The organism is Vibrio sp. TRT 2004 (assembly GCF_050113735.1).
In the GTDB taxonomy this organism is placed as follows: Bacteria; Pseudomonadota; Gammaproteobacteria; order Enterobacterales; family Vibrionaceae; genus Vibrio.
Window position 1 is genome coordinate 1 of record NZ_JBNJOH010000026.1, and the last position, 23,398, is coordinate 23,398.

The 23,398-nt window shown below is 42.3% G+C and carries 19 protein-coding genes, 1 tRNA gene and 2 pseudogenes; 8 read left to right on the forward strand and 14 right to left on the reverse strand.

The window, feature by feature from the left end:
• Positions 1-495: 495 nt before the first annotated feature.
• Together ACQEXR_RS11795 and ACQEXR_RS11800 are read right to left on the reverse strand one after the other, a co-directional pair.
• Positions 496-609 carry a DUF202 domain-containing protein gene (locus ACQEXR_RS11795; protein WP_427020388.1) on the reverse strand — a complete coding sequence of 38 codons (114 nt, stop codon included), beginning with the start codon at positions 607-609 and terminating at the stop codon, positions 496-498.
• 189 nt (positions 610-798) lie between these two features.
• Positions 799-3,984 carry a DUF7594 domain-containing protein gene (locus tag ACQEXR_RS11800; RefSeq protein ID WP_427020389.1) on the reverse strand — a complete coding sequence of 1,062 codons (3,186 nt, stop codon included), beginning with the start codon at positions 3,982-3,984 and terminating at the stop codon, positions 799-801.
• Between the two features lie 303 nt (positions 3,985-4,287).
• On the opposite strand from ACQEXR_RS11800, the gene murQ reads away from it, so the two are divergent.
• From murQ to ACQEXR_RS11835, 7 genes are all read left to right on the forward strand, one after another.
• Positions 4,288-5,214 (forward strand): N-acetylmuramic acid 6-phosphate etherase, encoded by a 927-nt coding sequence (gene murQ, locus ACQEXR_RS11805; RefSeq protein WP_427020390.1) that lies wholly within the window; start codon positions 4,288-4,290, stop codon positions 5,212-5,214.
• A gap of 25 nt (positions 5,215-5,239) precedes the next feature.
• The gene (gene agaV / locus ACQEXR_RS11810; protein ID WP_426953076.1) at positions 5,240-5,722 is read left to right on the forward strand and encodes a PTS N-acetylgalactosamine transporter subunit IIB; all 483 of its coding nucleotides are present in this window, start codon (positions 5,240-5,242) and stop codon (positions 5,720-5,722) included.
• Between the two features lie 2 nt (positions 5,723-5,724).
• Positions 5,725-6,498 carry a PTS N-acetylgalactosamine transporter subunit IIC gene (gene agaW / locus ACQEXR_RS11815; RefSeq protein ID WP_426953077.1) on the forward strand — a complete coding sequence of 258 codons (774 nt, stop codon included), beginning with the start codon at positions 5,725-5,727 and terminating at the stop codon, positions 6,496-6,498.
• Between the two features lies 1 nt (position 6,499).
• A complete protein-coding gene (locus ACQEXR_RS11820; RefSeq protein WP_426953078.1) occupies positions 6,500-7,336 on the forward strand; it encodes a PTS system mannose/fructose/sorbose family transporter subunit IID in 837 nt (278 codons plus the stop codon).
• A 67-nt stretch (positions 7,337-7,403) separates the two neighbouring features.
• A complete protein-coding gene (gene agaF, locus ACQEXR_RS11825) occupies positions 7,404-7,838 on the forward strand; it encodes a PTS galactosamine/N-acetylgalactosamine transporter subunit IIA (RefSeq protein ID WP_426953079.1) in 435 nt (144 codons plus the stop codon).
• A gap of 17 nt (positions 7,839-7,855) precedes the next feature.
• Positions 7,856-8,692: a sulfite exporter TauE/SafE family protein gene (locus ACQEXR_RS11830; RefSeq protein WP_427020391.1), complete on the forward strand. Its 837-nt coding sequence runs from the start codon at positions 7,856-7,858 to the stop codon at positions 8,690-8,692.
• Between the two features lie 27 nt (positions 8,693-8,719).
• Positions 8,720-9,574: a MurR/RpiR family transcriptional regulator gene (locus ACQEXR_RS11835; RefSeq protein ID WP_427020392.1), complete on the forward strand. Its 855-nt coding sequence runs from the start codon at positions 8,720-8,722 to the stop codon at positions 9,572-9,574.
• A 733-nt stretch (positions 9,575-10,307) separates the two neighbouring features.
• Here ACQEXR_RS11835 and ACQEXR_RS11840 read toward each other — a convergent pair.
• The 10 genes and pseudogenes from ACQEXR_RS11840 to ACQEXR_RS11885 all read right to left on the reverse strand — a co-directional run bounded on the left by ACQEXR_RS11840 (position 10,308) and on the right by ACQEXR_RS11885 (position 19,727).
• Positions 10,308-10,940, reverse strand: coding sequence for a glutathione S-transferase N-terminal domain-containing protein (locus tag ACQEXR_RS11840; RefSeq protein ID WP_206637491.1), 633 nt, complete (start codon positions 10,938-10,940; stop codon positions 10,308-10,310).
• A 14-nt stretch (positions 10,941-10,954) separates the two neighbouring features.
• Complete coding sequence (locus ACQEXR_RS11845; protein WP_331428233.1) at positions 10,955-12,157, reverse strand: YbfB/YjiJ family MFS transporter; 1,203 nt, start codon at positions 12,155-12,157, stop codon at positions 10,955-10,957.
• Complete coding sequence (locus ACQEXR_RS11850) at positions 12,144-13,976, reverse strand: FAD/NAD(P)-binding protein (RefSeq protein WP_427020393.1); 1,833 nt, start codon at positions 13,974-13,976, stop codon at positions 12,144-12,146. The genes ACQEXR_RS11845 and ACQEXR_RS11850 overlap by 14 nt, the downstream gene beginning before the upstream one ends.
• Before the next feature lie 423 nt (positions 13,977-14,399).
• Positions 14,400-14,576: pseudogene (locus ACQEXR_RS11855) on the reverse strand (acetyl-CoA carboxylase, carboxyltransferase subunit beta); the annotation flags it as partial.
• A gap of 475 nt (positions 14,577-15,051) precedes the next feature.
• A complete protein-coding gene (locus ACQEXR_RS11860; protein ID WP_427020394.1) occupies positions 15,052-15,483 on the reverse strand; it encodes a hypothetical protein in 432 nt (143 codons plus the stop codon).
• Positions 15,480-16,040: pseudogene (locus tag ACQEXR_RS11865) on the reverse strand (transposase); the annotation flags it as partial. The gene ACQEXR_RS11860 and the pseudogene ACQEXR_RS11865, both read right to left, overlap by 4 nt.
• A gap of 362 nt (positions 16,041-16,402) precedes the next feature.
• Positions 16,403-17,206 carry a hypothetical protein gene (locus ACQEXR_RS11870; RefSeq protein WP_427020395.1) on the reverse strand — a complete coding sequence of 268 codons (804 nt, stop codon included), beginning with the start codon at positions 17,204-17,206 and terminating at the stop codon, positions 16,403-16,405.
• 181 nt (positions 17,207-17,387) lie between these two features.
• On the reverse strand, positions 17,388-17,774 hold the full coding sequence (locus ACQEXR_RS11875) for a PAAR domain-containing protein (protein ID WP_427020396.1): 387 nt from the start codon (positions 17,772-17,774) through the stop codon (positions 17,388-17,390).
• Positions 17,775-17,900: 126 nt separating this feature from the next.
• Positions 17,901-18,221, reverse strand: a complete 321-nt coding sequence (locus ACQEXR_RS11880; protein WP_138973661.1) for a DUF4144 family protein — start codon at positions 18,219-18,221, stop codon at positions 17,901-17,903.
• 294 nt (positions 18,222-18,515) lie between these two features.
• The gene (locus ACQEXR_RS11885; protein WP_427020397.1) at positions 18,516-19,727 is read right to left on the reverse strand and encodes an MFS transporter; all 1,212 of its coding nucleotides are present in this window, start codon (positions 19,725-19,727) and stop codon (positions 18,516-18,518) included.
• Positions 19,728-19,818: 91 nt separating this feature from the next.
• On the opposite strand from ACQEXR_RS11885, the gene ACQEXR_RS11890 reads away from it, so the two are divergent.
• Positions 19,819-21,525: an ABC transporter substrate-binding protein gene (locus tag ACQEXR_RS11890; protein WP_427020398.1), complete on the forward strand. Its 1,707-nt coding sequence runs from the start codon at positions 19,819-19,821 to the stop codon at positions 21,523-21,525.
• A gap of 179 nt (positions 21,526-21,704) precedes the next feature.
• Here the strand turns inward: ACQEXR_RS11890 and ACQEXR_RS11895 are convergent.
• Both ACQEXR_RS11895 and ACQEXR_RS11900 read right to left on the reverse strand, forming a co-directional pair.
• Positions 21,705-21,779 (reverse strand) — tRNA-Gly (locus ACQEXR_RS11895).
• 184 nt (positions 21,780-21,963) lie between these two features.
• Positions 21,964-23,322 carry a transporter substrate-binding domain-containing diguanylate cyclase gene (locus ACQEXR_RS11900; RefSeq protein ID WP_427020399.1) on the reverse strand — a complete coding sequence of 453 codons (1,359 nt, stop codon included), beginning with the start codon at positions 23,320-23,322 and terminating at the stop codon, positions 21,964-21,966.
• Positions 23,323-23,398 lie beyond the last annotated feature (76 nt).

Below are 23,398 nucleotides of genomic sequence, written 5' to 3' on the forward strand. Positions count from 1 at the left end.
ACATACTACCAATCATTGAGATAATCCTTTTCTACCAAACGCTCCATGTTGCTCATAACGCTTATTAGACGACAAATCGTCGTCTTTCATATTTCGACGTTGCAGTCATTTTCATATTAACTCAACTGACAATCAATAAGTTATGACACATGAAGGGAAGTTAGATTGCAATATGTCGCCTAGTAACGGGAATGATGAGTTATCAACTCAATCGAATAAGTTTTAGTAGAGTAAACGCACGCCCTCTGAATTGTGTAGAATATTTAGTCTAAGTGATTTTGGGGCACACCTGAGTTACGAAGTGCCATTCGTAACGGTTCTGGACAAAACCTTGTTACGAACTTCAGAAAGCCAAAAGGCTTCGGATAACAGGCTCGTAGCTTTTAGCAATGATATATAAGGGAAGAATTGCTCATTCTTTGACCAACGCTGATAACCTAAGACAGCGATTACCGCTGAAAACAAAGCTAGTACTACCAATATGATAAGCTTTAGTTATGGGTAAGCAAACTGATTAACCATTTGATCTAAAGCGATCGAACCAGCTAATAGCGCTAATGCAGTTCTTCTCCAAGTTAAATACATCCTTTCATTCCCCCATTTGGTCATCGAAATAGTAACACTCAGTGCATAAAGATGAGTAAGACATAATAAACAAAGTCGCGATTAATCACATTAAGCTACTTTTATATTGCCGTGCTATAAAATGAGGATGTAAAAAGTCTCTACCTAAGTAGAGACTTTATTAGCAGATGACACTTTTTACTGCGAAAGAGTAAAAGTGGCAGATTAAGTGTATTAATAACTTGAGGTGCTTAACGAAGGCGCCGTAAAGTCACTGTCTTTACTATAAAAAGTGGCGTATTTTTGCCCTCCAGAATCACCACTGTACAATCGCAATGAGATCTGTTGTTTACCCTGCTCTAATGCAGATTTCACTAATCCAGTCACGTCAATCGCTACCGTCTGATCCGTAGTATTTACTGCAACCGTAATCGGCGTGCTATTTCCTCTCGAGAGTGAATTAAAGGTCACATTACTTTCAGTCCAATTGGAGTCAATTTCTGCAATATTGAACGTCATGGCTTGGCCAATTGATTTCACCTCAAGTAAAACTTCAGCACGATTTAACGCATCCGCTCTTAAATACCCAATCGGGAACTTAAGCACACTTTCACGTGTTAAACTTGATGAATTGGGATCCAGCTTTACGATCAAGCGTGAATCATAACCAAAATTCCCATCAGCAGAAGTGCCACCTTGAACAAATGCATCTTCAACAGCATTAATCTGCTCTTCTATCGGGTTATAATCGATGTTAATCACAGGGCCGGCAGCTGCATTTTCTTTACTGTTAAACGTCACCCAGTTATTTGAACCATTATTGGCAACTTCAAGTTTCAGGCTAATCGCATTTAAGCCTTGTTGGACAGCAGTTCGTACAGCATCCGTGATATCCCATTGGAATACACCATTGTTATTCGTTGCCGTAGCCACTTGCACGCCGGTAGCAGGTGCAGTATTCGCAGTTATTGCAGACTCATCCCACGAGTTATCATTCACCAAATAGGCAACAACGGGCTGAGCTTCGCCGACATTAAAAACAGATAACTCAAGCTTAGCGGTGTTTAATGCAGAGGCATTTACCTGATCGATTGGAAATTGAAGGTAAGCATGACGTCGATATGCGGAATTAGAATCTGCTTTAACCGCGATTTTTTCAGAGGTACCGTAGTTGTCATCAGAGTAGCCTCCGTAACGCACAAAGGTATCTGATGCGGCTTGCAACACGAGATCGGGAGTGAGCTGAATGTCACCCATAGCCAAGGAGTCCGATGAAACATTGGTTTGCTGGTAATTCGGCGCACTCAATTGGGATGATGCTCCACCGTGCGTATTGTATAAGCTCACCGTTGCGGTGGTATACGCCTGATCCGGATCAGCAAAATACAGTGTTGGTTGCTGCGAACTGCCCCCCGTGACCACAAACATGCCAGCTTGGTCAGACACCAGCGTCAGCTCTGTATTACTCCATTGACCCGCTTCTCGCAGTACAAGTTGCAAAACGTCATCACGCTTATCATATACCGCCAATGTGTTCCCTTCTTGATAGGTCACAAACCGGTTACGAGGATTTAAGTTTGATACTGAATTAGCACTGACTCCCGGATAGATAGCGTAACTAAAGGTTGCGTTTGCAGGATAAGCACCATGATCAATCCAGCTAGTAAACACCGTGCCCGTAATGTCACGGTCACTTTCTGAGTTGTTTACTCGCGTCCACTTGCCAATACGCTCTTCAACACTGACCTTATAGGTATTGTTGTCGAGCGGCATATAAGCCGTGCCATTATGCAGCAGGTAGGCCAGCTCTTCGCCGCTATAGCTATTTTCACCCAAAGTTAAAGAGTCTGTACTCCCATTACTAAGCCCAATGGTCACATTATCGCGAAACCAATTTTGCTCAAGAGATGTGGTAACCAGACCTGCTTGACTGGAAGTGACCTCTGAGGCCATCGCAACAATAGCGTCGGAGAAAACGAAGTTCGCCTTCTTAACTGTGACCCCAAATTTATTTTGGCTATGTACCATGATGGCGTTGTTTGCAGCCGACATAACACCAGAAAATGCAATACCTTTGCTATTCCAGCCTACGTTCATCGACTGGCCTTCTCTTCCAGTCACGCCGGGGATTTTCAACCAGTCCCACAAAGGAAATATGTTGTAGTACTCATCTCCTGACAAACGGATGGAATGCGATCCCATAGACATCAAAGCGCCTAGTAAGTTTTCACCATTGCCCTGTTCAATCGCCATGGTTCGATTAGAATGAGTGAGTGCAGAATATTGATAAGCCTGTTCATTTTTAAGCAAATAATCGCCATTCCAATACCCTTTCACGCCCCGGTACGGCATTTGAGCTGCAGATACTTGTCCACTGGTCACTTTATTAACCAGTTCAAAGTGTTCAGCTCTATCAGGATTGAGTCGTTGTAATGCATCCGTAGAGAACCCGCGACCAAGGTTGTTTTCTCTTGAAACACCACCTCGTCCACCCGTTAGATAGTCATGATAGCGACCACGGAATGTGGGATACATGCCTTGATCCATAAAACCTTCTAACGAGTTTTGGCTATTGGTGCTCATCGAGTAATAACCGCGCGTAAACGCTTCAACCTGAAGTGTCCGCATGACCAAAACCCAACCATAAGAGTTAGTATTAAGCATCGGACCATGAGCAAAGAAACTCTTATCTGCATTGATCCCAATATCATTACGACCAACTTCATTCAGTGCTTCATTACTGTAATAGCTCAACCTTTCTGAGTTGTCTCTTACCACGCCGCTATACATGTTCGCTATGGCAATATCAATCGCATTGGCTCCTCGACCATAACTCCAGTGGCTTCGAGCATTCAGGTATTTCGCGTCAACTAACGCTTGGTAATCTACCGCATTGACCGGGATTTGATTCGCTCTGACATACACCACCAATTCACCTACCTTGTGGGGAATACCAATGTAATTGAACCACCAGCCTGTATGAGTATATTGAGCTTCTGCAAAGTGTTTCATTCCCGCTGAAATGGTTGTAAGCAGTGTCGGAGATGTACTTTCGTTACATTGAGTATTGGTGTAACAACGCGCTAAAGCCAGTAAGCGATCTAAATGTTCGGTCACAGGAAAAGCTGCTGCGGTTGAGGATACATAGTCAATATCCGACCATTGACCGGTCTCTGGATTAAACTCTCCGCCTTCCGATATCGGAGCAATCCAATTGCCTACGTCAGTCACACTAGGCTTTGTAGCATCGATATACGCTGCCATTTGCTGCGCTACACCATCGCGAATATCTGCGTCACTCTGAACCGAGGCAGTAACGGCAGACGTTGTATCTACAGGCATCGCGATTGCTATCGGCGTCGCTAAAAGCCCCATACTCATCGTAAGAGCGCTTAACTTAAGTACTGTCATTTTTTTCATGTTTGTCACCAATTCCTTCTATCAAGTAAGGATTAAATGGTTGAACACTATTCTCGAACACGAACCCTAAATAGCCCCCTACCTGTTACCTGCGAGAATCTAAATGCTGACTACAAAAACCCCCTTTCCCATAATCAACAGCATCAGTATGTAACATTAATACATAAATGCATTTAATAATTGTACTCTTACGACATAACTCACACTTCTATTTATAAAATCACAAATGTACTTTCATTACACACTAAAAAGAAGCTACGGTAATGAAACTCCAGATAAGTTTATAAATAAGGATTTGAATTTATGCGAGACACCAAGATTGATGCATTGATTGAAAATGAAATGAATTCAAAAACATTAGGGCTTTCAAAAATGAGTACGTTTGAAATCCTACAAACCATCAATACACACGATAAAACGGTCGCTAGAGCCATTGAAAAACAACTTCCTGCTGTAGAAAAAGCCGTGGATGCGATTTGCATGCAACTACTCAACGGTGGTCGGATATTTTATGTCGGCGCCGGAACGAGTGGTCGTCTGGCCGTTCTGGATAGTGCTGAATGTCCCCCTACCTTCGGTACCGATCCAGAACTGGTTCAGTCGATCATCGCTGGCGGGTTAGATGCCATGCTAGCCGCTGTCGAAGATGTGGAAGACAGCGATACCTTATCGATCAGCGCATTAGAATATCGAAACCTCAAGCCTGTCGACGTGGTCATCGGTATTTCTGCCAGTGGACGAACCCCGTTTGCACTTTCAGCGCTGAAATACGCCAATGAAATGGGTTGCTTAACTATTGCCATTTGTACTCGTGGCACATCCCCAATGGAACAAGAAGCTAAAATTGCAATCGCACCTGACGTTGGCCCTGAAGTGCTAAGCGGCTCTTCGAGAATGAAAAGTGGTACTGCACAAAAAATGCTGCTGGGCATGATCAGTACCACCGTTATGACCCGTTTAGGCAAAGTTTATAACAACCAGATGATCGATCTTGTTGCTAACAACGAAAAGCTGATTTATCGCGCAGAGAATATGGTCGCCTCCATCTGCCAAATCCCAGTGGAGAAAGCCAAACAATTTCTCGAAAAGGCTCAATATAAACCTCGAATTGCAGCGCTTATGTGCCTAGGAAAAGTCTCCTATGAGCAAGCACTTAAGTGCATTGAGAACGAATTCCAAACACTAGAAGAACAACTTATTACCGCTAAACAGCGCCACACCAGTAACTAAAATAACATTAGAAAGAGAGAACACTATGGGTATCAACCTAACTCGAGTTGACAATCGTTTGCTCCACGGTCAAGTTGCAGTGGCATGGAGCCATCACTCCGGTGCCAATCTGATCGTCATCGCCAATGATGATGTTGCACAAGATTCAGTACAACAAAACCTGATGACTATGTCAGCAGGAAACATGGGCGTACGATTTTTCTCCATTCAAAAAACCATCGATGTCATCCACAACGCCTCACCAGAGCAGCATATTATTCTTATCGTAAGAACGCCTCAAGACGTGGTTCGCTTAGTTGAAGGTGGGGTGCCACTCAATGACATCAACATTGGCAACATGCACTTCTCCGAGGGAAAAAAACAGATTCATGTCACCGTATCGGTTGATGACAACGACATGCAAGCGTTCAAGCGCCTTAAAGAACTCGGAGTACGTTTTGCCATCCAGCGTATGCCTGAAGAAGACAAGCTGGATATTTTTGAACTCTACGACGCATATAAGGGATAGATATGTTTGAAATACTATTAATCGGACTGTGGGCGGCCTTTGCAGGCGTCGACTTTTATAGCGGGCAGTTTTATTTTGGACGCCCTATCGTAACCGGCCCTGTTGTTGGTTTGATCTTAGGTGATTACCAAACGGGCCTTGCAGTAGGTGCGGCACTTGAGCTTGCATGGCTTGGCTTAGTGCCCATTGCTGGTGCGCAGCCACCCAATGTCACCATCGGTGCTGTGGTAGGTACAGCATTCGCAATTCAAGGCGGTTTTGCTCCAGAAGTCGTGGTGGGTATTGCACTACCGTTCGCTATCTTGATGCAACAACTGATCGTACTTCAATTTACCGTGTTCTCAGGCTTAATGCACAAAGCTGACGACTTAGCACAACAAGGTGATGATAAAGGGATCGCCCGTATCAATCATTTAGGCATGCTCTCTTTAGGGTGTCTTTATTTTATCACCGCTGTACTGCCTGTTTACTTTGGCGAAGAAGTTGCTAACACCATTATTACCTACGTTCCTGAAGGCATCATCACTGGTCTTAAAATAGCGGGGGGTTTAATGCCAGCACTTGGCTTTGCGATGCTACTTAAGATCATGTTTAAAAAGGCATTCATCCCCTACTTTGTTGCCGGGTTTGCAGCCATGACATATTTGAATCTTCCGGTACTTGCTATCGCTATTTTCGCTACATGTATCGCCGTCATTGACTACATGACGCGACAACGAATAGAAGAAAATAAGCCAGCTGTTACATCAAACCAAAACCAAGGCGGAGGTATTTAAGATGTCAGAACAACTAACTCAACAAGCATCTGTTGCCGAACAAAATAAGACAAGCTCAAATGCACTGCCCAAGAGTGTGGTTAGGAAAATATTGTGGCGACAACTCTTTATTCAGGCTTCATTTAACTACGAGCGGATGCAAGCGTGTGGCTTTCTCTGGGCGATTTCGCCGGGTTTAAAGCATATCCACAAGCAAAAAGAACGTTTAGGCGAGTCAATGCGGGCTCACATGGACTTCTTTAACTCACACACTTATTTGGTGACGTTTATTCTGGGCCTTGTCCTTGCAATGGAGCAGAGTAAACAAAAAGTAGAAACCATTCGTGCGTTTAAAGTGGCGGCAATGGGCCCCATTGCAGGAATTGGCGATGCAATGTTTAACCTTACGCTAAAACCAATTAGTGCAGCCATTGCGGCTTCTTTAGCACTGGATAATGTGGCATTAGCGCCCATTTTCTATCTGTTGCTACTGAACGTCACCCGACTAAGCATACAAATTCCGTTGTTCAAGTATGGATACGAGTCCGGCTTGAAAGCACTGGACAAGCTGAAAGACCACACCGTTGCGATGGCTCGCTCTGCAACCATCGTCGGTATTATGGTAATTGGTGCTATGTCTGCCCAGTTTGTAAAACTAAAGACTACAGCCACCATTGGTTATGCGGACACGACCTTTAATATCCAAACCGACTTACTGGATAAAATTGTCCCGAACATTCTACCAGTACTGTTCGTACTCCTGACTTACCGCCTACTTATGAAAGGCCTCTCTCCAACGAAGATCATATTCCTGATGATTTTGTTCGGTATCGGTGGTCATTACATCGGCATTTTATAACGGCTCTTGTGGCCTCTAATGCGGGCTTTGCCCGCATTCTTAACCTAATTCATTCATAGGACGAAATATGATAGCTGTAATTCTCGTTGGTCACGGTCATTTTGGCTCAGGTTTAGGCCAAGCAATTCACCAAATTATTGGTGCCCAACCTAATTTCTCAACCATTGATTTTGTTGAAGGCATTTCTGTTCCTGAACTCGAAACCCTGATGCTGAAAGAAGTCGACAAACTAGACACCACAGACGGCGTAGTTTTCTTCACCGACTTATTAGGTGGCAGCCCATTCCGAGTGGCCTCACAAATCGCCCTGCAGAGAGATGATGTCGAAGTGATTTCAGGCACCAACTTACAACTGTGTGTCGAGATGTTGTTAGAACGAGAAGATTTAGATCTAATTGAATTTGCCAAGACAGCAGTAGTCAGTGGGCATAACGGACTGACACGATTAGCCGACGCACTAGAAGCCTCACGCCAAGATAATTCATCAGAAGATGGTATCTAACGACTGAGGTTGGACGCATGGAATTCATTTCACTCTTACTCAGTAACGCCACCAGCTATAGCATATTACTTCAGCTTGCGATGGGATTGGTGCTTGGGCTAGCAATGGGGTTAACCGGTGTGGGCGGTGGAATTCTTATCATCCCACTTCTTCAGTTCGTATTTCATATGGAACCAGTGCTTGCGGTCGGAACCGCAAGCCTGATCGCATCATTAGTAAAAGTGAATGCGAGTTTTTGCCATATCAAAGCCGCCAATGTTGACTGGCGCAGTGTTAAAGGCATTCTGCTTGGGGCGATTCCTATTGGAATGTTAAGTGCTTCAACGGTCGTGTATTTGCATCAACATGAAGACTATAACCAACTGATTTCCACCATCACACAAGTTCTCATTGTGTTGATGATGTTTTATGCCCTTTTTTCACTCATGCGCAAATATATGAAAAGCCAACACCCTCAGCAGCAAACAATGGCGTTATCCGCTACATCAAATTGGTCTTATCGTCGCGCTTCAAGTTTGGGGGCTTTTTGTGGGCTTATCATAGGAACGACTGGCATTGGTGGTGGCGTATTGCTTCTTCCAGTACTTAATTCTTACTTAGGTATTGGGATAAAAAAAGCCGTTGGCTCGTCTATTGTTATTGCATTGGCTTTATCGGCCAGTACCTCTTTCATTTACGCGAAAGGAGGCCAAAGTGATATCCCTACTGCGTTTACCTTGGTTGTTGGGTCTTTGCTTGGTGTTCCACTTTCAACATTGTTGCTTAAACAACTCTCTGAAACCAAGTTGTATTTAACGACGTTAAGCGTGATATGTGTAAGCATATTGATTATGATGTTAAGAAACATTCTTTAAACTTCAACATATATTTCAGGCGTCTATATGTCAGATCTTATTCCTAGGTTGGAAACACTATCGGTACATGGTAGTGAAGCAGAAAAGAAAATTTCTGGATTTCTTCTGAACGATAAAAAAAACAACATCTCTACACTTAGCGCCATCGCTCTAGGGAAACAGTGTGGTGTGAGTAATGCGTCTGTCATCCGCTTCGCACAACATCTTGGATACAAAGGATACTCCGAATTCAAGCTGGAATATTTAGCGATTCAAAAACACGATGTAGGAGAAATTCTATACAGCGACGTCCGCTTAGATGACTCCCCTTCTGAGGTGATCCAAAAAGCAGGATATCTATTTAGCAAGAATGTTGAAAACTCCATTAAAGTTGTTGAACCTGAAGTGTTAGACCAGCTTGCAAATGCTATCGTCAACGCTGAAAAAATTGCGCTATTTGGCGTCGGCTCATCCGGTGTCGTGGCATCTGATGCTTGTCAAAAGCTCATTCGAATTAATAAAAACGTACTTTTTAACTCAGACACGCATGTTCAACGTGCCTACGCGAGTATGTTGACGGAAAACGATCTTGCTCTGGCTTTTACCACCCGAGGGCAAACTAAAGAAGTCCTTCAGTCACTCGAAATTGCTCAACAATCAGGTTGCACGGTGTCTGCGATTACTCGTTATGGAAAAACACCGACAACCAAAATGGCGGATCTTGTGCTGCCATTTGCTTACCAAGAGCGCCACCACGAATTAGGCATGATCACTCCTCAATTATCTCAAATGATGCTGTTTGATATTTTGTTCTTTAGAGTCACCGCCTTGATGGGTGACAGTGCAACCTCTTCCTTAAAACGTATCCGTAACACCTTTTCAAATCTCAATCAAAATAATTAAAAAAACGGAAGGTGATTAGCCTTCCGTTTCTTTACTATTTAGCTGATTTTAAGCCTTTGATGTTCCATGGCACCAACACTTCTAGGTTATCGGGGCTACCGCCAGTCGTTCAAAGCAATATGTTAGATACTCTACCGATACCAAACCATTCGCTTTGACCATCTCAACTAAATTATACAAGATGCAACTACTGCACTTTTTGTAAATAACCACGCCTTCAGTCCAACCACAAATGGACGAATAGCTCGCTGAGAAGTTGCTTGAAATTGAAGCTATGAAAAAAGTGAACGCCATCTTCTCGAAAACTTATTGTCCGATACCTTACCTTATTGATGCTCACCGTGGTGGCTCATCACTAGAGTTTTTGTGATAAGAAAAAGTAAGCCGAATACCAAAGTGAGCACGGCGCGGAAAATCTAATGTAAAACACTATGGGGCAATTTCGTGTCACATGCCCCGCCAACACACATCTGGACAAAAATGCGTTAGGGAAAAGCGAGCATTAGCAATTCATGAATAACCAGTGGTATGGCAAAGTTTGCTAAGCGTTTGCCGAGCTTCAATCAACTTAGTCAGTAATAACATGCATCCTGCCGACTGAGTATTCTGTAGGGTGCACCTCTCGATATAAATCCTTTTTCTCCCCTACGGTCATCAATCTAAAAAGATCATTATGCTCTTGTGAGGGGGGGGGTAATACTTGAATCGTTCCATAAAGCTTTGATGAAAGCAGTTAAGTAGTTTTGTATTCGCTATAGCAAAGTTTTTTGGAAAGCGACTCGAGGCTCAACTTTTCTAGTGTTTCTTTGAAAGGCGAAGCTTGTAAGGCAGTAATGACGATGTCGCTCTCCTTCTCTGAAAGAAGGCTAGTATGCCTGAACAGAACGTAATCCAATGCAACATGTAGGTACAAGGTCGAGAAATCGGGTTTTAGCAAATCATGAGCGTCACTTAGCTGCTCGATAATTGCTTGAATACATCTTTGTATCCCGTTTTTTCCTCTTTCCGCGAGCACATTTTGCTCAGCGTCGAAACGGCTCAACGCAGCGCAGCGAAATGACACTTCCATTAGAGTTTTACTTAACCCTAATAACGACATACGTTTGGGATCGTTAGCCTTGGTCATTGAGAGTGTCTCTATTGGGTGAGTTTGTAATAAGAACTCGCAAATCGTCAAACTCTCGCTAAGTGCAACCCCATCAGCGGTTTCTAGAACTGGTATGGTACTAAACGGGTTGATTGTGACCAATACCTGTGGGGTTTGCCATGGATCGACCCATTCAAGATCTAATGGTGCATGGCACATATATGCGGTAGCTAACACCACCCTAGAGAATGGAGAAGTATCATTTAAATACAATTTCATGAGCGATTCCTTTGCTACGAACTTATTTGAGCAGCATTCAACATCTGCTGTTTAGGTGATGTAAATGCAATGCAGAGTATGGATAAAATGAGTGCACTCGCACTTATCATAAACAGGGCGTTATAACTGGTGAGCTGCGGAGCGTAGTGAGCCATGACAAAACCCACAACACCTTGAGATATTGCAAAAGCCATTGTCATTGCCCCCCAAGATTTCGTATGGAGCTGCGGCCCAACGATTTCTAAGGTATAAGTGGATACCAGTGTAACGGTGCCAGGTGTGAACATACCAACCAGTAGAGATGAAGCAAAAAGTGCCATTTCACTGGTGCTTAATAGTGGGAGTGCTACCCCTAATGCTTTGCAACAAAAAGCGGCTAATAGTGCTTTTTTAAGCCCAAATTTGTCTCCAAGTACACCGGTAACTATTGGCCCTGTAGCTGCTCCTATCCCAAAGACTGCCCAATAAAACCCGCCGCTTGAAAAGCTCATTTCCAGCTCCCGAACAATATAGTCAACCCAAAAGAGCGTATGAGGTAAATAACCAATAGCGTTAAAGGTATAGGCTAAAAGTACGCAGCCTATGCTGACACGCTCGTTTCTAGATAAAGCATCAAAAGTAGATGGGCTTTTAGTACAATGCTTTGGTTTTATCTCAGTAGACCATGCGTTCCAAGTAAGAACAGTTGCAAGAAACGCTATCACTCCCATACCTAACCACGCACTTTCGACACTTTGGTAGATAAGTAAAGGTATGATGGTTCCTGAAATCATGGCACCAAGACCAATCCCCGAAAAAACAACACCACTGATTCGTGCTTTTATCTCTTGTGGGTGAAGGCTTGCGATCACAGGTGGCGCGAGCACCATAAGAACAGCTCCTGATACACCAGCAATGGTTCTCAGTGTTAAAAACCATTCAAAGGGGGCTGACTTCAATGCGCAGCCAAGATAGCTAAAGCTGCTCAGTAAGAGAGAGGCCCGTATAAGTGTTCCGGTAGAGCAATATCGCTGTAAAAAGCTTGAAGCTGGTGCACCGAAGATATAGCCAATCAGCGTTGCTGCCCCCAGAATAGAGGCATCTTCGCTTGAGAACCATCCGCTCTGTATGAGCACTGGCATCAATGCTATGTAGGCAAATCGGCCTATACCATTCCCAACTAATGTCGCCGCTAGTCCTGCGAGGGTAAAGCGGTTTAGTAGTTTAACTTGTGACATGTTGTCTACCTTCCGCTGGGGTGCAAGATAACTGTTTGAACAAGGTATTTACCGCTCGACCCGCATCGACAATTGCCGTGGAGTTAACACCAGGCCTAGGTACGATGAAGGTGTAAAACTTATTACCTTCTGTCGGAATACCCAATGCCCAGATGTTGCTTTGCTCTATGCCATTAGCATCTATTACATTCATGTTCTGTGTTACATCAATACCGCCTGGATGGTAATTACCATTGAAATAAAGCCTTGTATATTTTTTCGCTAAAAGATTTTGCCAGAGTTTAGTCCCGTCATCTTTTGGACTATGCATTGAGATCTTTGCATGAATTTTTATGTCGGCTTGTTCTTCTAGCTCAGGCCATACCGTAGATTTGAGAGTGATTGAATTAGTACTCGAACAAGTCATTACCTCGGGCGAGGGGCCAAGATTTAACTTGAGGACACCACTTTTTAGTAAGGCGACCATCTCTTCAATTCTTTCTTTTGGTGGACCTACCGCGATTCGATTCATCAAAGGAATAAACACAGAGTCAACCCAGCGATGCGACTCTTCGGTAAGGCCTTTAAAGTCGATAACATCCCGAATAATGTCTCTTAAGTCACGTAATACATCACTAGCAGATTTTATTGGGCTACTAATGTTTCCTTTTTTTGCTTCTTTAATATCTGCTTCAAGATAATCAATCAGCCAAGCAATAAATACTTCTGGAGACTTTAGAGCGTAGTTTGGGACTGGATCTGCAAGTTTATCCCAGCTAAACCTATCTTCAATTGGAATTGTTTTCGCAACTAAAGTTTCCTGCTCGTTCGGATAAGAATATAGGAACTGGTTACAGAATTTTTGTGCAGCGATTAGCCCTTTCTTTTGGCTTAGGTAGCTTTCGTAGTAGGCATATTCCATGTCTTTGATAAGCAAAGGGAGTATATCAATGACAAAATTGATGGCTCCCTGTTTTCTAAACCTTGCGACCTTTGAAAGTGTTAGAAACTTTGCATGATATTGTTCAGATGTGCCTTTTTGGTTTTCAGCCCTACCCGACAAAGGCAGGCCAGTACGAGAATATGCGATGATCCGGGGCTCGTTTCCAGAAGGAGAGTATTCAAGGCAACCCTTTTGAGTACGGATGAACTTACCGCCTCGCCCAATAGACAGTTCAGCCAGAATGTCGCACGCCGTTAGGCCAAGACCTTGGAGCGCAACAGTTTGATCCGAAGAGATATATTTGAGCTTTTCTTTAATTGGGTATGGATTGGTAATTTCTAGCGCGCTATCGGGTTTGATGTAATTGACTTTAGTATGTCCTGTAGTTAAGTAAAGGTATTCAACATTGGTGACAATATTTCGGTCATCTCGTAAACTCCAGGACTGATTATCTAACTTATCGATATCAATCACTTCACAAGGTAAATAGTCTATCGTGATGTGAGGCGCCGCAATATCAACAAGATAGTGAAATACCCAGTTCAGATATTCTCCAAATAGCGAGCGCGAATAGTATTCGTTGGGTAATACTGTTTTAGGGCTCAGTTCATCCTTTGGCCTCTCACACAACCATTGATAAAAAGTAGGCCCTGAAATAACATTCCTAGCTTCACTAACACTCTCGTCGGCGAACATAGTGATTTGAGAGCTCACTGTATTTACGAGTAAATGGTTCGGTTGCTTTACATCATGACATCCAGAGCCTGGCAGGTTTGGGTCAAAGATTTTTATATTTAATGCTTGATGTGGAGTATCTATTGAGAGGGCGATTATACGCTCTAACACGCTTAGTCCACGTGGGCCAATACCAATAATGCCAACTGTACGGTTTTTCATAGCGAACCTTTATAGTTTTTAATTGATTTGTTAGCGCTTTCCATTAACCATTGCGCAACATTTCTATCATTAAGTTAACACTTTACGATAAGTGATCCAATTTAATTATCACGCCAATCTAAAGTATTTGATGATGATTTATATTCTTTGTAAGTATTGGATTTATTATTTACATCTTCGATAGGCTTTGTTGCGTAAAAGAATAATCCACTTCATCTATTATTCTTCAAGCGGTAACAAGCCCTTAAAGCCTTATCGCTTGGTAGATAACTGGAATCATCGAAAGTTTTGTTATGAATTTTGGCTCCGATTTTTCGTAAATTCACTATTACGCGACAAAGCTTCTTCAAGCTTTTCTTAATTATGGGAAGGAGGATGTAATAAAAAATGATCGTTACAAGTACCGCAGGATGTTCAGCGACAAAATATCCTTTGTTGAAAATCTACTGGCAACCTTACTAGTACCGTTTGTTTAATAACTTTGCGTCCCGCAAAACCAATGCGCGCTTTAGGTTCATCCATGTTGGCATCACCCATAATGACTAAGCTTACCGAGAAACCGCCAAAGGTTTGATCGGTTGACACTGAAATATAAGACATAAATTAAATCTTCCACTATCATCTTCTTAAAAACCAAACGGTAAATAATTTAACTCATTGATTAAATTACTATTACATTGAAAGCTATATAAGGTTAATTACTAGGAGTCGTACGGTTAAAGCGCATCAATAAGTAGAGTGGAAGGCAAGTGATTTTTGGCAAGTCGACTTTACCCCGTGAAACATCACAGGAATTCACAGCGAATAGCAGCAAAATAATGGATAAGTTTTAGTAGGGTAAACGCACATTAACAGCACGTGATGGAGTAAAAGGCCTAGCTCATAAAGGGGCATTTTCGTGTTACGTCACCCCGTAGCAAGGATCTGAACAAAAGCTTGTCAGCGCTTTTGCTAATTTAGAGGAATTGACGAGTAAACCAACTCAATGCGTTGCTTTAATGTACATCAAATGAATACCTGTCGGTGTTATCTTGGTTAACCATTCCATTACAGCCCTTCAATAAAATTTGAGGATTTAGAAAGGAATACCTAATATCCCAAATTGATATTCTATCCCCATAAATACAAACACAAAAAAAATACTCAGGAAACTAAACCTCAAGCATTCTGTATTCAACCGATACAACCAATAAACACTTCCAAGCTCTTTTTTTATACCGTTACGCCAGTATTGAATTTCTTCCTTTGAATGACGATGAAACCAACTAAATGCCTGCTGGCTCGAGCGGATCCATGAAAACGATGGGAAATGAGCCCATCCCTGTATTTTTTTTGGAGCATAGATATCAAGTTTATCGATCAAATAGTCTCTTCTGTTTCTAAGAAGAAATATAATTATTGGTAATGTTATTAAGTTGCCAAGTACAGATACAATCATAACCACAATACTTATTACCATCCCTCCCCAGAAAGGAAGCCAAAGCAAAGCTGAAACACCATTAATCATAATAGGCTCTCAATATAATCTACGGTTGAACTCATAGATTCAACAGTATCATCATACAAGTCAAAAACAGCGTATTCGGCCATACCTATCCCAGTTAACTTGTTGAGGGCTTTGATCATGGCGTAAGTTTCCCCAACTTTTGCATAGTAATTACGAAGAGTGAGTGAGGATTCAAGTAACTTTTTCACGCGATACATAGCGGTTTCAGACAGTAAATGTCTGTGGTAACCATACTTCTGTTTTCACTTTTTGTTCGACCCATAGAGTTTCTGGCCGCCAACCGCCAGATTGCGTGGATGCCCCTTTCCCCAGAAGGCAGCTCCCTCACGCGATGGGATTATAGGTATCGCTTTCTTAACCTTAATCGCCCTGTGGCACTCCCTTGTATCGTATATGCAATCTCGCGAAATTTCCTTAATGGCTAGGTGCTGAATAGTGTCTCGTGAAGAGGTTTTAAAGCAAACCTCGACATCCTTTGCTCGGCGATTTATACAGGTATATTGGGGACAAACCAATGGAACATTCGCCAATCTAAAAACGGAGTCGATTAAGCCTTGTTAAGATTCAATATCAATTTTTGCATTTAATTCATATCTCTTTTTTAATCTGGTTAACGTTTCAATAAATACAAAACCAACAAACAAGCACAATATAATCAATATGTGTTTGTACGGGAACAAATCGCCAATTGAAAAATGAATGTAACAAACAATAACGACAGACAGCAACATTGATGCTATTTTCAATCGCTTATATTGATACGTGTAATACACTGGAAGATACATAAAAACAAAATAAAAAAGGATATAGCCAATGTCTTGATCTTTTATTGTGTTGTATTGACCGTAGATGCCATATGAAGCATCATAAAACAACATACATACAATAACTGCCACCATAGCAACAATTAATTTATAAATCACAGGTATGTATCCCTTTCCATTTTAGTTATCGGTTTTGATAAATTATTAACGTCATAATTAGTTATCACCTCATTAAATAAAGTCTTAGGGTAAAGCTTACCCGTAGGGAGTACTTTATATGTAAATTTCTTTTCGGCAAACAGCACACCTCTCAATACAAAATAATTATCCCATGAATTGGTCTTGTCTAACTCTCCTGTTATTAGTGATTTGATTGCAGCACTAAATTCCCCCTCAGCAAACACCCCGCCCAAAAACTGTACTGACTGTTTATTTTTTAACAATCTATACGTATCTATTGCAAATGGGATTTGTCCTACAGCATCTGACCAATATGGAACACCATCAATTAGAGATAAAAGGTATCCATTAGCGCCATCATCTACATACTTCCAGTCACCAGAGCCTCGTTTTCGATAAGCGAATGAACTTCTATCAATCAATGAAAACTCGTAAATATCATTCCATGTGAATAGTTTATAAGCGGCTTTAACGTAATTATTATTATTTACATATAGCAACTTTCTGTAATTATCAGCTAACGGCTCAAACCATTGTATTTTTCGCTCATACAAACTTAACGCTGGTAAAATTTCAAAACTTTCTCCTTCCGAACATTCCAATATAAACAGTATTTCGCCAGAACTCCTTGTTACAACTAAAATACTGGGTATTAAAAGGTTGGCTGAATCGTCATTTTTTGAATCAGTCAACTCAATGTCGTAAACCAATTCAGTTTTATTTTCTCTTGTTTCAAACTGGTATGCCACTCCATTTATGATAATATTTTCTTTTATCATAATCATCTCACATACACTTTAACTGTTTGATTTGATTTTAGCTTACCAGAATAACCAACACTAGAACAACCTTGATTTATAACGTGTCCATCCATTGTTTCAATGCGATATTTCACTATTGTTGAAAAAATAACTCGCCTATCAAATGATAATATTCCTTGATATTTTGATTCGATCTTATTTATTCCAATAGGTACGCCAGCACCAAAAGTAACACCCACCCCCATATTGATTGCCCTATATTAACGCCTGAACCCATATCAATTGAGCCAGACATTTGAGCACCAAGGCTCACAGCGTCACCACTCGAAAGCACAAAACAATTGCCACATCCGGTATCAACCGGATCGTCTTTCATCGCTATCAGCTTACCACCAATCTTAATATTTCGCGGGCTGCCCTGCATGATTGGACCTACTCCACGACAGTTTTCATCCCCACAAGTACAGGTAGCTTGGTCTCCCAAGAGACTCACATCCAAATTGTTAATTTTTACGCCAGCACTGCCTGTTAAGACTTTTCCGCCTGTACTGGTTGGCGTTCCAACGGTGACGGCATTATTAAACATGATGCTTACCAACTTGAAGAAACGTTCGACATGCTCGCAAGCATAAGCAATTGATCTGTTATCAACAAACTCAACGGACAAACCCTAGGCAAAAGGTCACATAATCGACAATTGAGGAAAATTCGACTATTTACCCAATGAGAGCGACTGAATCGCTTCTGCAACAGATGAAAACTGAATTTTTGTAAGACACATTTCCGCTTTCGAAAATTCATGCTCTTGAACCAATTTGGTAACTTCCGGCAAAGTTAGCGGAGCTCCTTGAGCTTCGAACACATAACCATCACCTTCTACGCTGAGCACGAAGCACTGTCCACTACTATCTATCAGAAGGTCTGAAGCATCCCAGATTAACCCCTCCAACTCAGCGACTAAATACGGCTCAGAGTCCAAATATATTAGTTCCGAATCACCCTCTAACTTGAACAAACAAGGCCAAATAACCATTTTTTATCCCTTAAACATAACCAATGATATGAATTCCCTCTCCTCTCCCTGACACTCCGCGTGCCATACTGACTCAGTACACCGCGAAGAACTGGAGGTTATCACGCCCAACATTCAAACTATTAGCGTCGCTCTCTGAGCGTAAAGCTCATTAATCTTCTTTCCATATAAAAGTGCTTTAGGGGTCATAACCAAAAGTACGCGAAGTAGCTAAGGTTAATGCCCCGTTTTGTTAGTGCGAGTCACGTCTATTGCCACCAATGATGATGTTCAACTTTATCACCAATTTTGCTGTTAACGAATAGAACGGACGCTGGTCGTCATTAACCAAAATGCTGTTAATAGTTGTGTGGCAAAGCATCCGACGAACAACCACTCAATACCAATCAATGATGTTATATAGCCAGAACCAGCAAGGCCAAACGGCATTAGAAGTTTGAAGAGCGAGCCCGTTATACCGTTTACTCGGCCGAGAACGCTGATATCAAAGGCTTCTTGGCGGTAACTCCAAACACAGATGCTGCTATATAAACCCACAGCGGATACCCAAAAGAACCCAGCAATAAGCGCTGTTTGATTCTCCATTACCAGTGGAATAACAAACCCGATCGATTCAAGTACAATCGAGATAATGAGAAGCCATCCCAGCCCCCATTTTTTACGTAGTTTATCGGCACTGAATGCACCAATGAGACCACCAAGACCAGAAGCAACGATCAGATAACTCACTCCTACAGCATTCAACCCTAAATCTGCCTTGGCATAATAGATAGCTTGAATCCAAAATACCGCGCCTGTTGTGTTAATGACCATTACAGCAAGAGTGATCAGCCACATATTCTGTTCATTACGTAGTGCTTGCCAACCTTCTTTTATGGCGCTGAAAGTGCTTTGTTGGTATTTGTTGATGGGTGTTTTTACCTCGAGTCTTTTGACCTGCCAAAAAGCCAGTAACATCAAAAGTGCTACGCCGATGAAGACGTTATGAATGGCCGCCAATAACATGATGGCTCCCGAGAGTACAGGCCCTACGGTTTCCATAAAACTGCCCAAGGAGCTCATTCGAGCTGTTGCTACATTCTGAGTGTCATGTGAAAGCGCGCTTTTCTGAATCGACATCCGCGCATTATGGTAGCCGTAGTTAAATGCCATCATTAAGAACGCGCACGGGAACAGAACCCATAATGGATCTTCAAGGAACTCAACTGCGAAGAAGGACGTGAGCACCGTTACCGCTTGACCGAGTAACATCGCCAGCGACCACTGCTTTTTATCACAGCGATCGACCCACACGCCAATAAAAAGAGCCAGTAATAGATTGGGTAGAAACTCAACGGCTCTCATCCAACCCATCCACTCGGAAGATTGGGTCAGTTCATACACCAACAACGGTAATGCAAGTGCGTAGATTTGGCTCGCAAAGCTTACAAACAGAGCACTGCTAAACAGTGTAACAAAGGTTTTATTCTTCCAGATGGAGCCATGAGACTCAGCTAACGTATTCATCTAAATGTCCTTTTTATTTTCGGTAACGCGGCTATTATTTGAAAATAAAAGATGAAGAAAAATAGAAATATAATTTTAGGATTTCACCTTTATGCGTTATTGGTTAGCTTTAGTATTTTTGCGAGACTTTGGGTTTGAGATAGGTCGATGGACACCGATTTCATTAAATGACGTAACGAAAGCGTTGAACTGCACACGTCGCAATGCTCAGTTGGTCATCAAAAGGCTGGTGGAAGAGTCGGTCATTGATTGGAAGTCGGGTGTTGGAAGAGGTAATTTGCCTCAGCTTCTCCTTAAAGAGCCGGTACACACAACATTAAGCGTACAAGCTAAGTTTTGGATGAATGAGGGAAAAACCGAACAGGCGTTGAAGCTAATCAGAAGCAAAGATCGTGATCAGTTTATTGCCGATTACGTTAGTCAATATCAACAGCAAGATAACGATCAGGACATTCTCCAAATCCCTTTTTATCGAGCGACACATAGTTTGATCCCCTATGAAATATCAAGGCGTACTGAGCAACATATCGCGAATTACCTCTATGCCAATCTGCTACGTTTCAATAAGGACACTGGCCAGTTGGAGGGGGATCTAGCGCAAACTTGGGAGCATACAGGAGATACGCTGAGAGTCCGACTGCGTAAATCACTTAAGTTCTGGGACGGCTCAGCACTTACTGCATTTGATGTGAAGGAATCCTTTGAGTGGATCATCTCGTCAAACTCGGTGAGTCGAGGTCTGTTCAAGCTCATTGATGAGTTTTCTGTGGTCGACGAGTACACCTTACGAATTCGTTCCAAACGTTTGTCTCACTATCTGCCAAAGTTGATGGCGAATAGTGCGTTGTCGGTTTCCAAATTGAATAGCGACGGCTCGATAGTCGGAAGTGGAGCGTTTCGATTAGCAGAGCAAACCAACTACCGAACGCTACTGACTGCTTCCACTCATTATCATGGTTATCGACCTTGGTTAGATGGCGTAGAAATCTGGAACATGGGCTTATCTGCAAAGGACTTCCAAATGAATTGCGATATTGTGCATGGCAGTTCAGCTGCGGATATTTCCGATGCATTCACACAGGTACAACAGTGGGAAGAGGGCTGTATCTACGTCTGTTTAAACAGTGCAAACAACGCATGGATGAGGTTAACAAAACATCGTCGATACATCCAAAAGTTGCTGCAATCTTTACCAATGAACGGTGTGAGAGACACTGTAATTTATCGCCGAGCCTCAGGCATGACAAGCCTTGAGCCCTTTAAATTAGGCAAAAAAGTGGACTTATCTTCCGTAAATCAGGTGCCGCTTGAGGTGTTAACTTATCAGTTGCCTGGGCATATTGAAGCTGCTGAAAACATCACTGAGCTGCTGTGTCAGCATGGTTTAGATTCAAACCTTACCGTGCTGCCATACCCTGAATTTGACCAAGTAGAGCGACAATCGAAAGCGGATATTATTGTTTCTGGTGAGGTGTTTGGTGAACATAAAGAGAGTTCTTGGCTTGGATGGCTGTTGTGCACAAACACCTTGACGGCGAGCCTGAATAAGCAATCAAAGCCTTGGTTCGAACAACAAGTATTTGATAATTTGGCTCAATCAGATGAAAGTAAGCGTGTTCAAGGTTATCAGCGAATTGAACGCGAGTTGATTCGAAAAGCGATTTATATGCCCCTGTTTCAATGCGCACAAGACATGAGAATCTCTGATAAAGTGAATGCGATGGATCTTCTTACTAATGGCTGGATCGACTTCAATCAGGTTGTTTTTAGGGGCGAACAACGCAACGACCTTACCTAACGCACTTCTTTTGGATAGCCAAAGTTAACCCATTGAGAGGGAAAGTAAAAACGAGAATAGTAGGTAGAATTACGATTTCGAAAAATGTACATCGTGACACCTTGTCGTATCAGTGCCTATTAGCTCTTTCTAATATTAGATGTAAATAATTGAATTTATTGGAGAATATCGAGTGAGATTGGAGCGTACTGCGGGAATCGAACCCGCATCATCAGCTTGGAAGGCTGAGGTAATAGCCATTATACGAAGTACGCTTTGCGTCGAAGACCTAGTTAATATGCCACATCTGACTGAAAAGAAAACCTTTTTTTTGGAGTTTGCGTTCAAGTGGACAGTTAAGCATCAATGTGAGTGGTTTTTCCGCGAATTCTCTCTCTGACGGCAACAAATTAGCCGCCAGATTCAGCCGTTATTCGGGAAGAAATCTCATTGTGAATACTAGGGATAGCAGATCGCGGTGACTCTATCCTTCCCTTCTAACTTTGATTGATACATCAGGTGGTCAGCGTCTGATAGCGTGATGTCACCGTTATTAGACAAATAATGTGCACAGCCTAAACTGACTGAAACTTTGATGCTTGGGTTATCGAGAATAGATAAGTGTCGAATTCTGGCACATAGGCTTTCTGCAATATCCACGACTTTGCCAAACTCCACACCACACATGACTATTGCAAACTCTTCCCCGCCTATACGACCAATCAAATGTTGCTCAGGGACGATATCGGCGGCGGCATGCGCCACACTTTTAATCACTTCATCACCAGTTTGGTGACCGTAGGTATCATTGATGCTCTTAAAATCATCAATGTCAAAGATCATTACTGAAATTGCCGCTTCACTGGAAAGACGTTGCTTTAACTCTGCAACAAAGTGGCGTCGATTACTTAGCCCTGTCAGTTGGTCTGTTTCAGAAAGTACTTTAAGCTCTCGGTTGGCCTGCTCCAGCGCCTTAGTTTTAACTTTAACCGTAATATTAAGTGTTACGATATAGCCAAAAGTAACTAAACCAATCGCAAGTGCAGATAGCGGTATTAGGTAATCAGGATACACAGTATTGATGTACATCCAGCGATTGAAGATCTTCTGTTTATCTTCAACATCAAATGAGTTGATACCTCGTGAAATTCGTTGTTGTAGTGCTATATTCCCTTCAGCCACCGCCGCCCTTAACTCGCCAGAATAGAGATGGCGAACCCCAATAAATTTCGGGGCTTTTTGAGATGTGTGGATATAGAAGTTGGCCACTTGTAGGTCTGCAACAAACGCATCAAGATCACCCGCAAACGCAGATTCGATCATCTGTTTGTTATTGGCAAAGCTAACCAGATTGAGATTCGGAAAATGCAGTTTGGTGAACTCTTCCTCATAACCGCCCGCAACAACCCCTACCTTATTGTCGTGCTTAGAGAGCATGAATTCATCTAGACTAGAGCCTATATGCTCTTGACTGATAAAAAGCTGAGTGTCGATAGACATAATGCCAGCGGTAAAGTCTAGGTAGCTGTCTCGTCCTTCGGACCATAGCAAACCCGCATGTACATCTGCACGGCCATCTTTTACGGCTTCGAGTGATGATTGCCAATCCAACAAAAGAAACTCAACGTCTATATTGTTCTTATGACCAAACTCCTGCCAATACTCAATCAATATACCGTCAGGCTGACCTTCTTGATTAATAAATGAGAAGGGTTTCCATGCTTTTGAGTTAGCCACAACAAGCTTTTGCGGCGATTCAGCTTGCCCCCAAGAAGTAAAACTCACTAGAACCAATACACTAATAAAAAATCGAAGCACTTCCACCCTTATCATTAAGCTGACTGTTACGACTATTAAGCTATAGACCATATATCGAGGTTGGTATAGATAGTAC

Bases quoted from the DNA above. Each gene is read 5' to 3' on its own strand.
- ACQEXR_RS11795 (WP_427020388.1), bottom strand. From the start codon at position 609: ATGACCAAATGGGGGAATGAAAGGATGTATTTAACTTGGAGAAGAACT.
- ACQEXR_RS11800 (WP_427020389.1), bottom strand. From the start codon at position 3,984: ATGAAAAAAATGACAGTACTTAAGTTAAGCGCTCTTACGATGAGTATG.
- murQ (WP_427020390.1), top strand. From the start codon at position 4,288: ATGCGAGACACCAAGATTGATGCATTGATTGAAAATGAAATGAATTCA.
- agaV (WP_426953076.1), top strand. From the start codon at position 5,240: ATGGGTATCAACCTAACTCGAGTTGACAATCGTTTGCTCCACGGTCAA.
- agaW (WP_426953077.1), top strand. From the start codon at position 5,725: ATGTTTGAAATACTATTAATCGGACTGTGGGCGGCCTTTGCAGGCGTC.
- ACQEXR_RS11820 (WP_426953078.1), top strand. From the start codon at position 6,500: ATGTCAGAACAACTAACTCAACAAGCATCTGTTGCCGAACAAAATAAG.
- agaF (WP_426953079.1), top strand. From the start codon at position 7,404: ATGATAGCTGTAATTCTCGTTGGTCACGGTCATTTTGGCTCAGGTTTA.
- ACQEXR_RS11830 (WP_427020391.1), top strand. From the start codon at position 7,856: ATGGAATTCATTTCACTCTTACTCAGTAACGCCACCAGCTATAGCATA.
- ACQEXR_RS11835 (WP_427020392.1), top strand. From the start codon at position 8,720: ATGTCAGATCTTATTCCTAGGTTGGAAACACTATCGGTACATGGTAGT.
- ACQEXR_RS11840 (WP_206637491.1), bottom strand. From the start codon at position 10,940: ATGAAATTGTATTTAAATGATACTTCTCCATTCTCTAGGGTGGTGTTA.
- ACQEXR_RS11845 (WP_331428233.1), bottom strand. From the start codon at position 12,157: ATGTCACAAGTTAAACTACTAAACCGCTTTACCCTCGCAGGACTAGCG.
- ACQEXR_RS11850 (WP_427020393.1), bottom strand. From the start codon at position 13,976: ATGAAAAACCGTACAGTTGGCATTATTGGTATTGGCCCACGTGGACTA.
- ACQEXR_RS11860 (WP_427020394.1), bottom strand. From the start codon at position 15,483: ATGATTAATGGTGTTTCAGCTTTGCTTTGGCTTCCTTTCTGGGGAGGG.
- ACQEXR_RS11870 (WP_427020395.1), bottom strand. From the start codon at position 17,206: ATGATAAAAGAAAATATTATCATAAATGGAGTGGCATACCAGTTTGAA.
- ACQEXR_RS11875 (WP_427020396.1), bottom strand. From the start codon at position 17,774: ATGTTTAATAATGCCGTCACCGTTGGAACGCCAACCAGTACAGGCGGA.
- ACQEXR_RS11880 (WP_138973661.1), bottom strand. From the start codon at position 18,221: ATGGTTATTTGGCCTTGTTTGTTCAAGTTAGAGGGTGATTCGGAACTA.
- ACQEXR_RS11885 (WP_427020397.1), bottom strand. From the start codon at position 19,727: ATGAATACGTTAGCTGAGTCTCATGGCTCCATCTGGAAGAATAAAACC.
- ACQEXR_RS11890 (WP_427020398.1), top strand. From the start codon at position 19,819: ATGCGTTATTGGTTAGCTTTAGTATTTTTGCGAGACTTTGGGTTTGAG.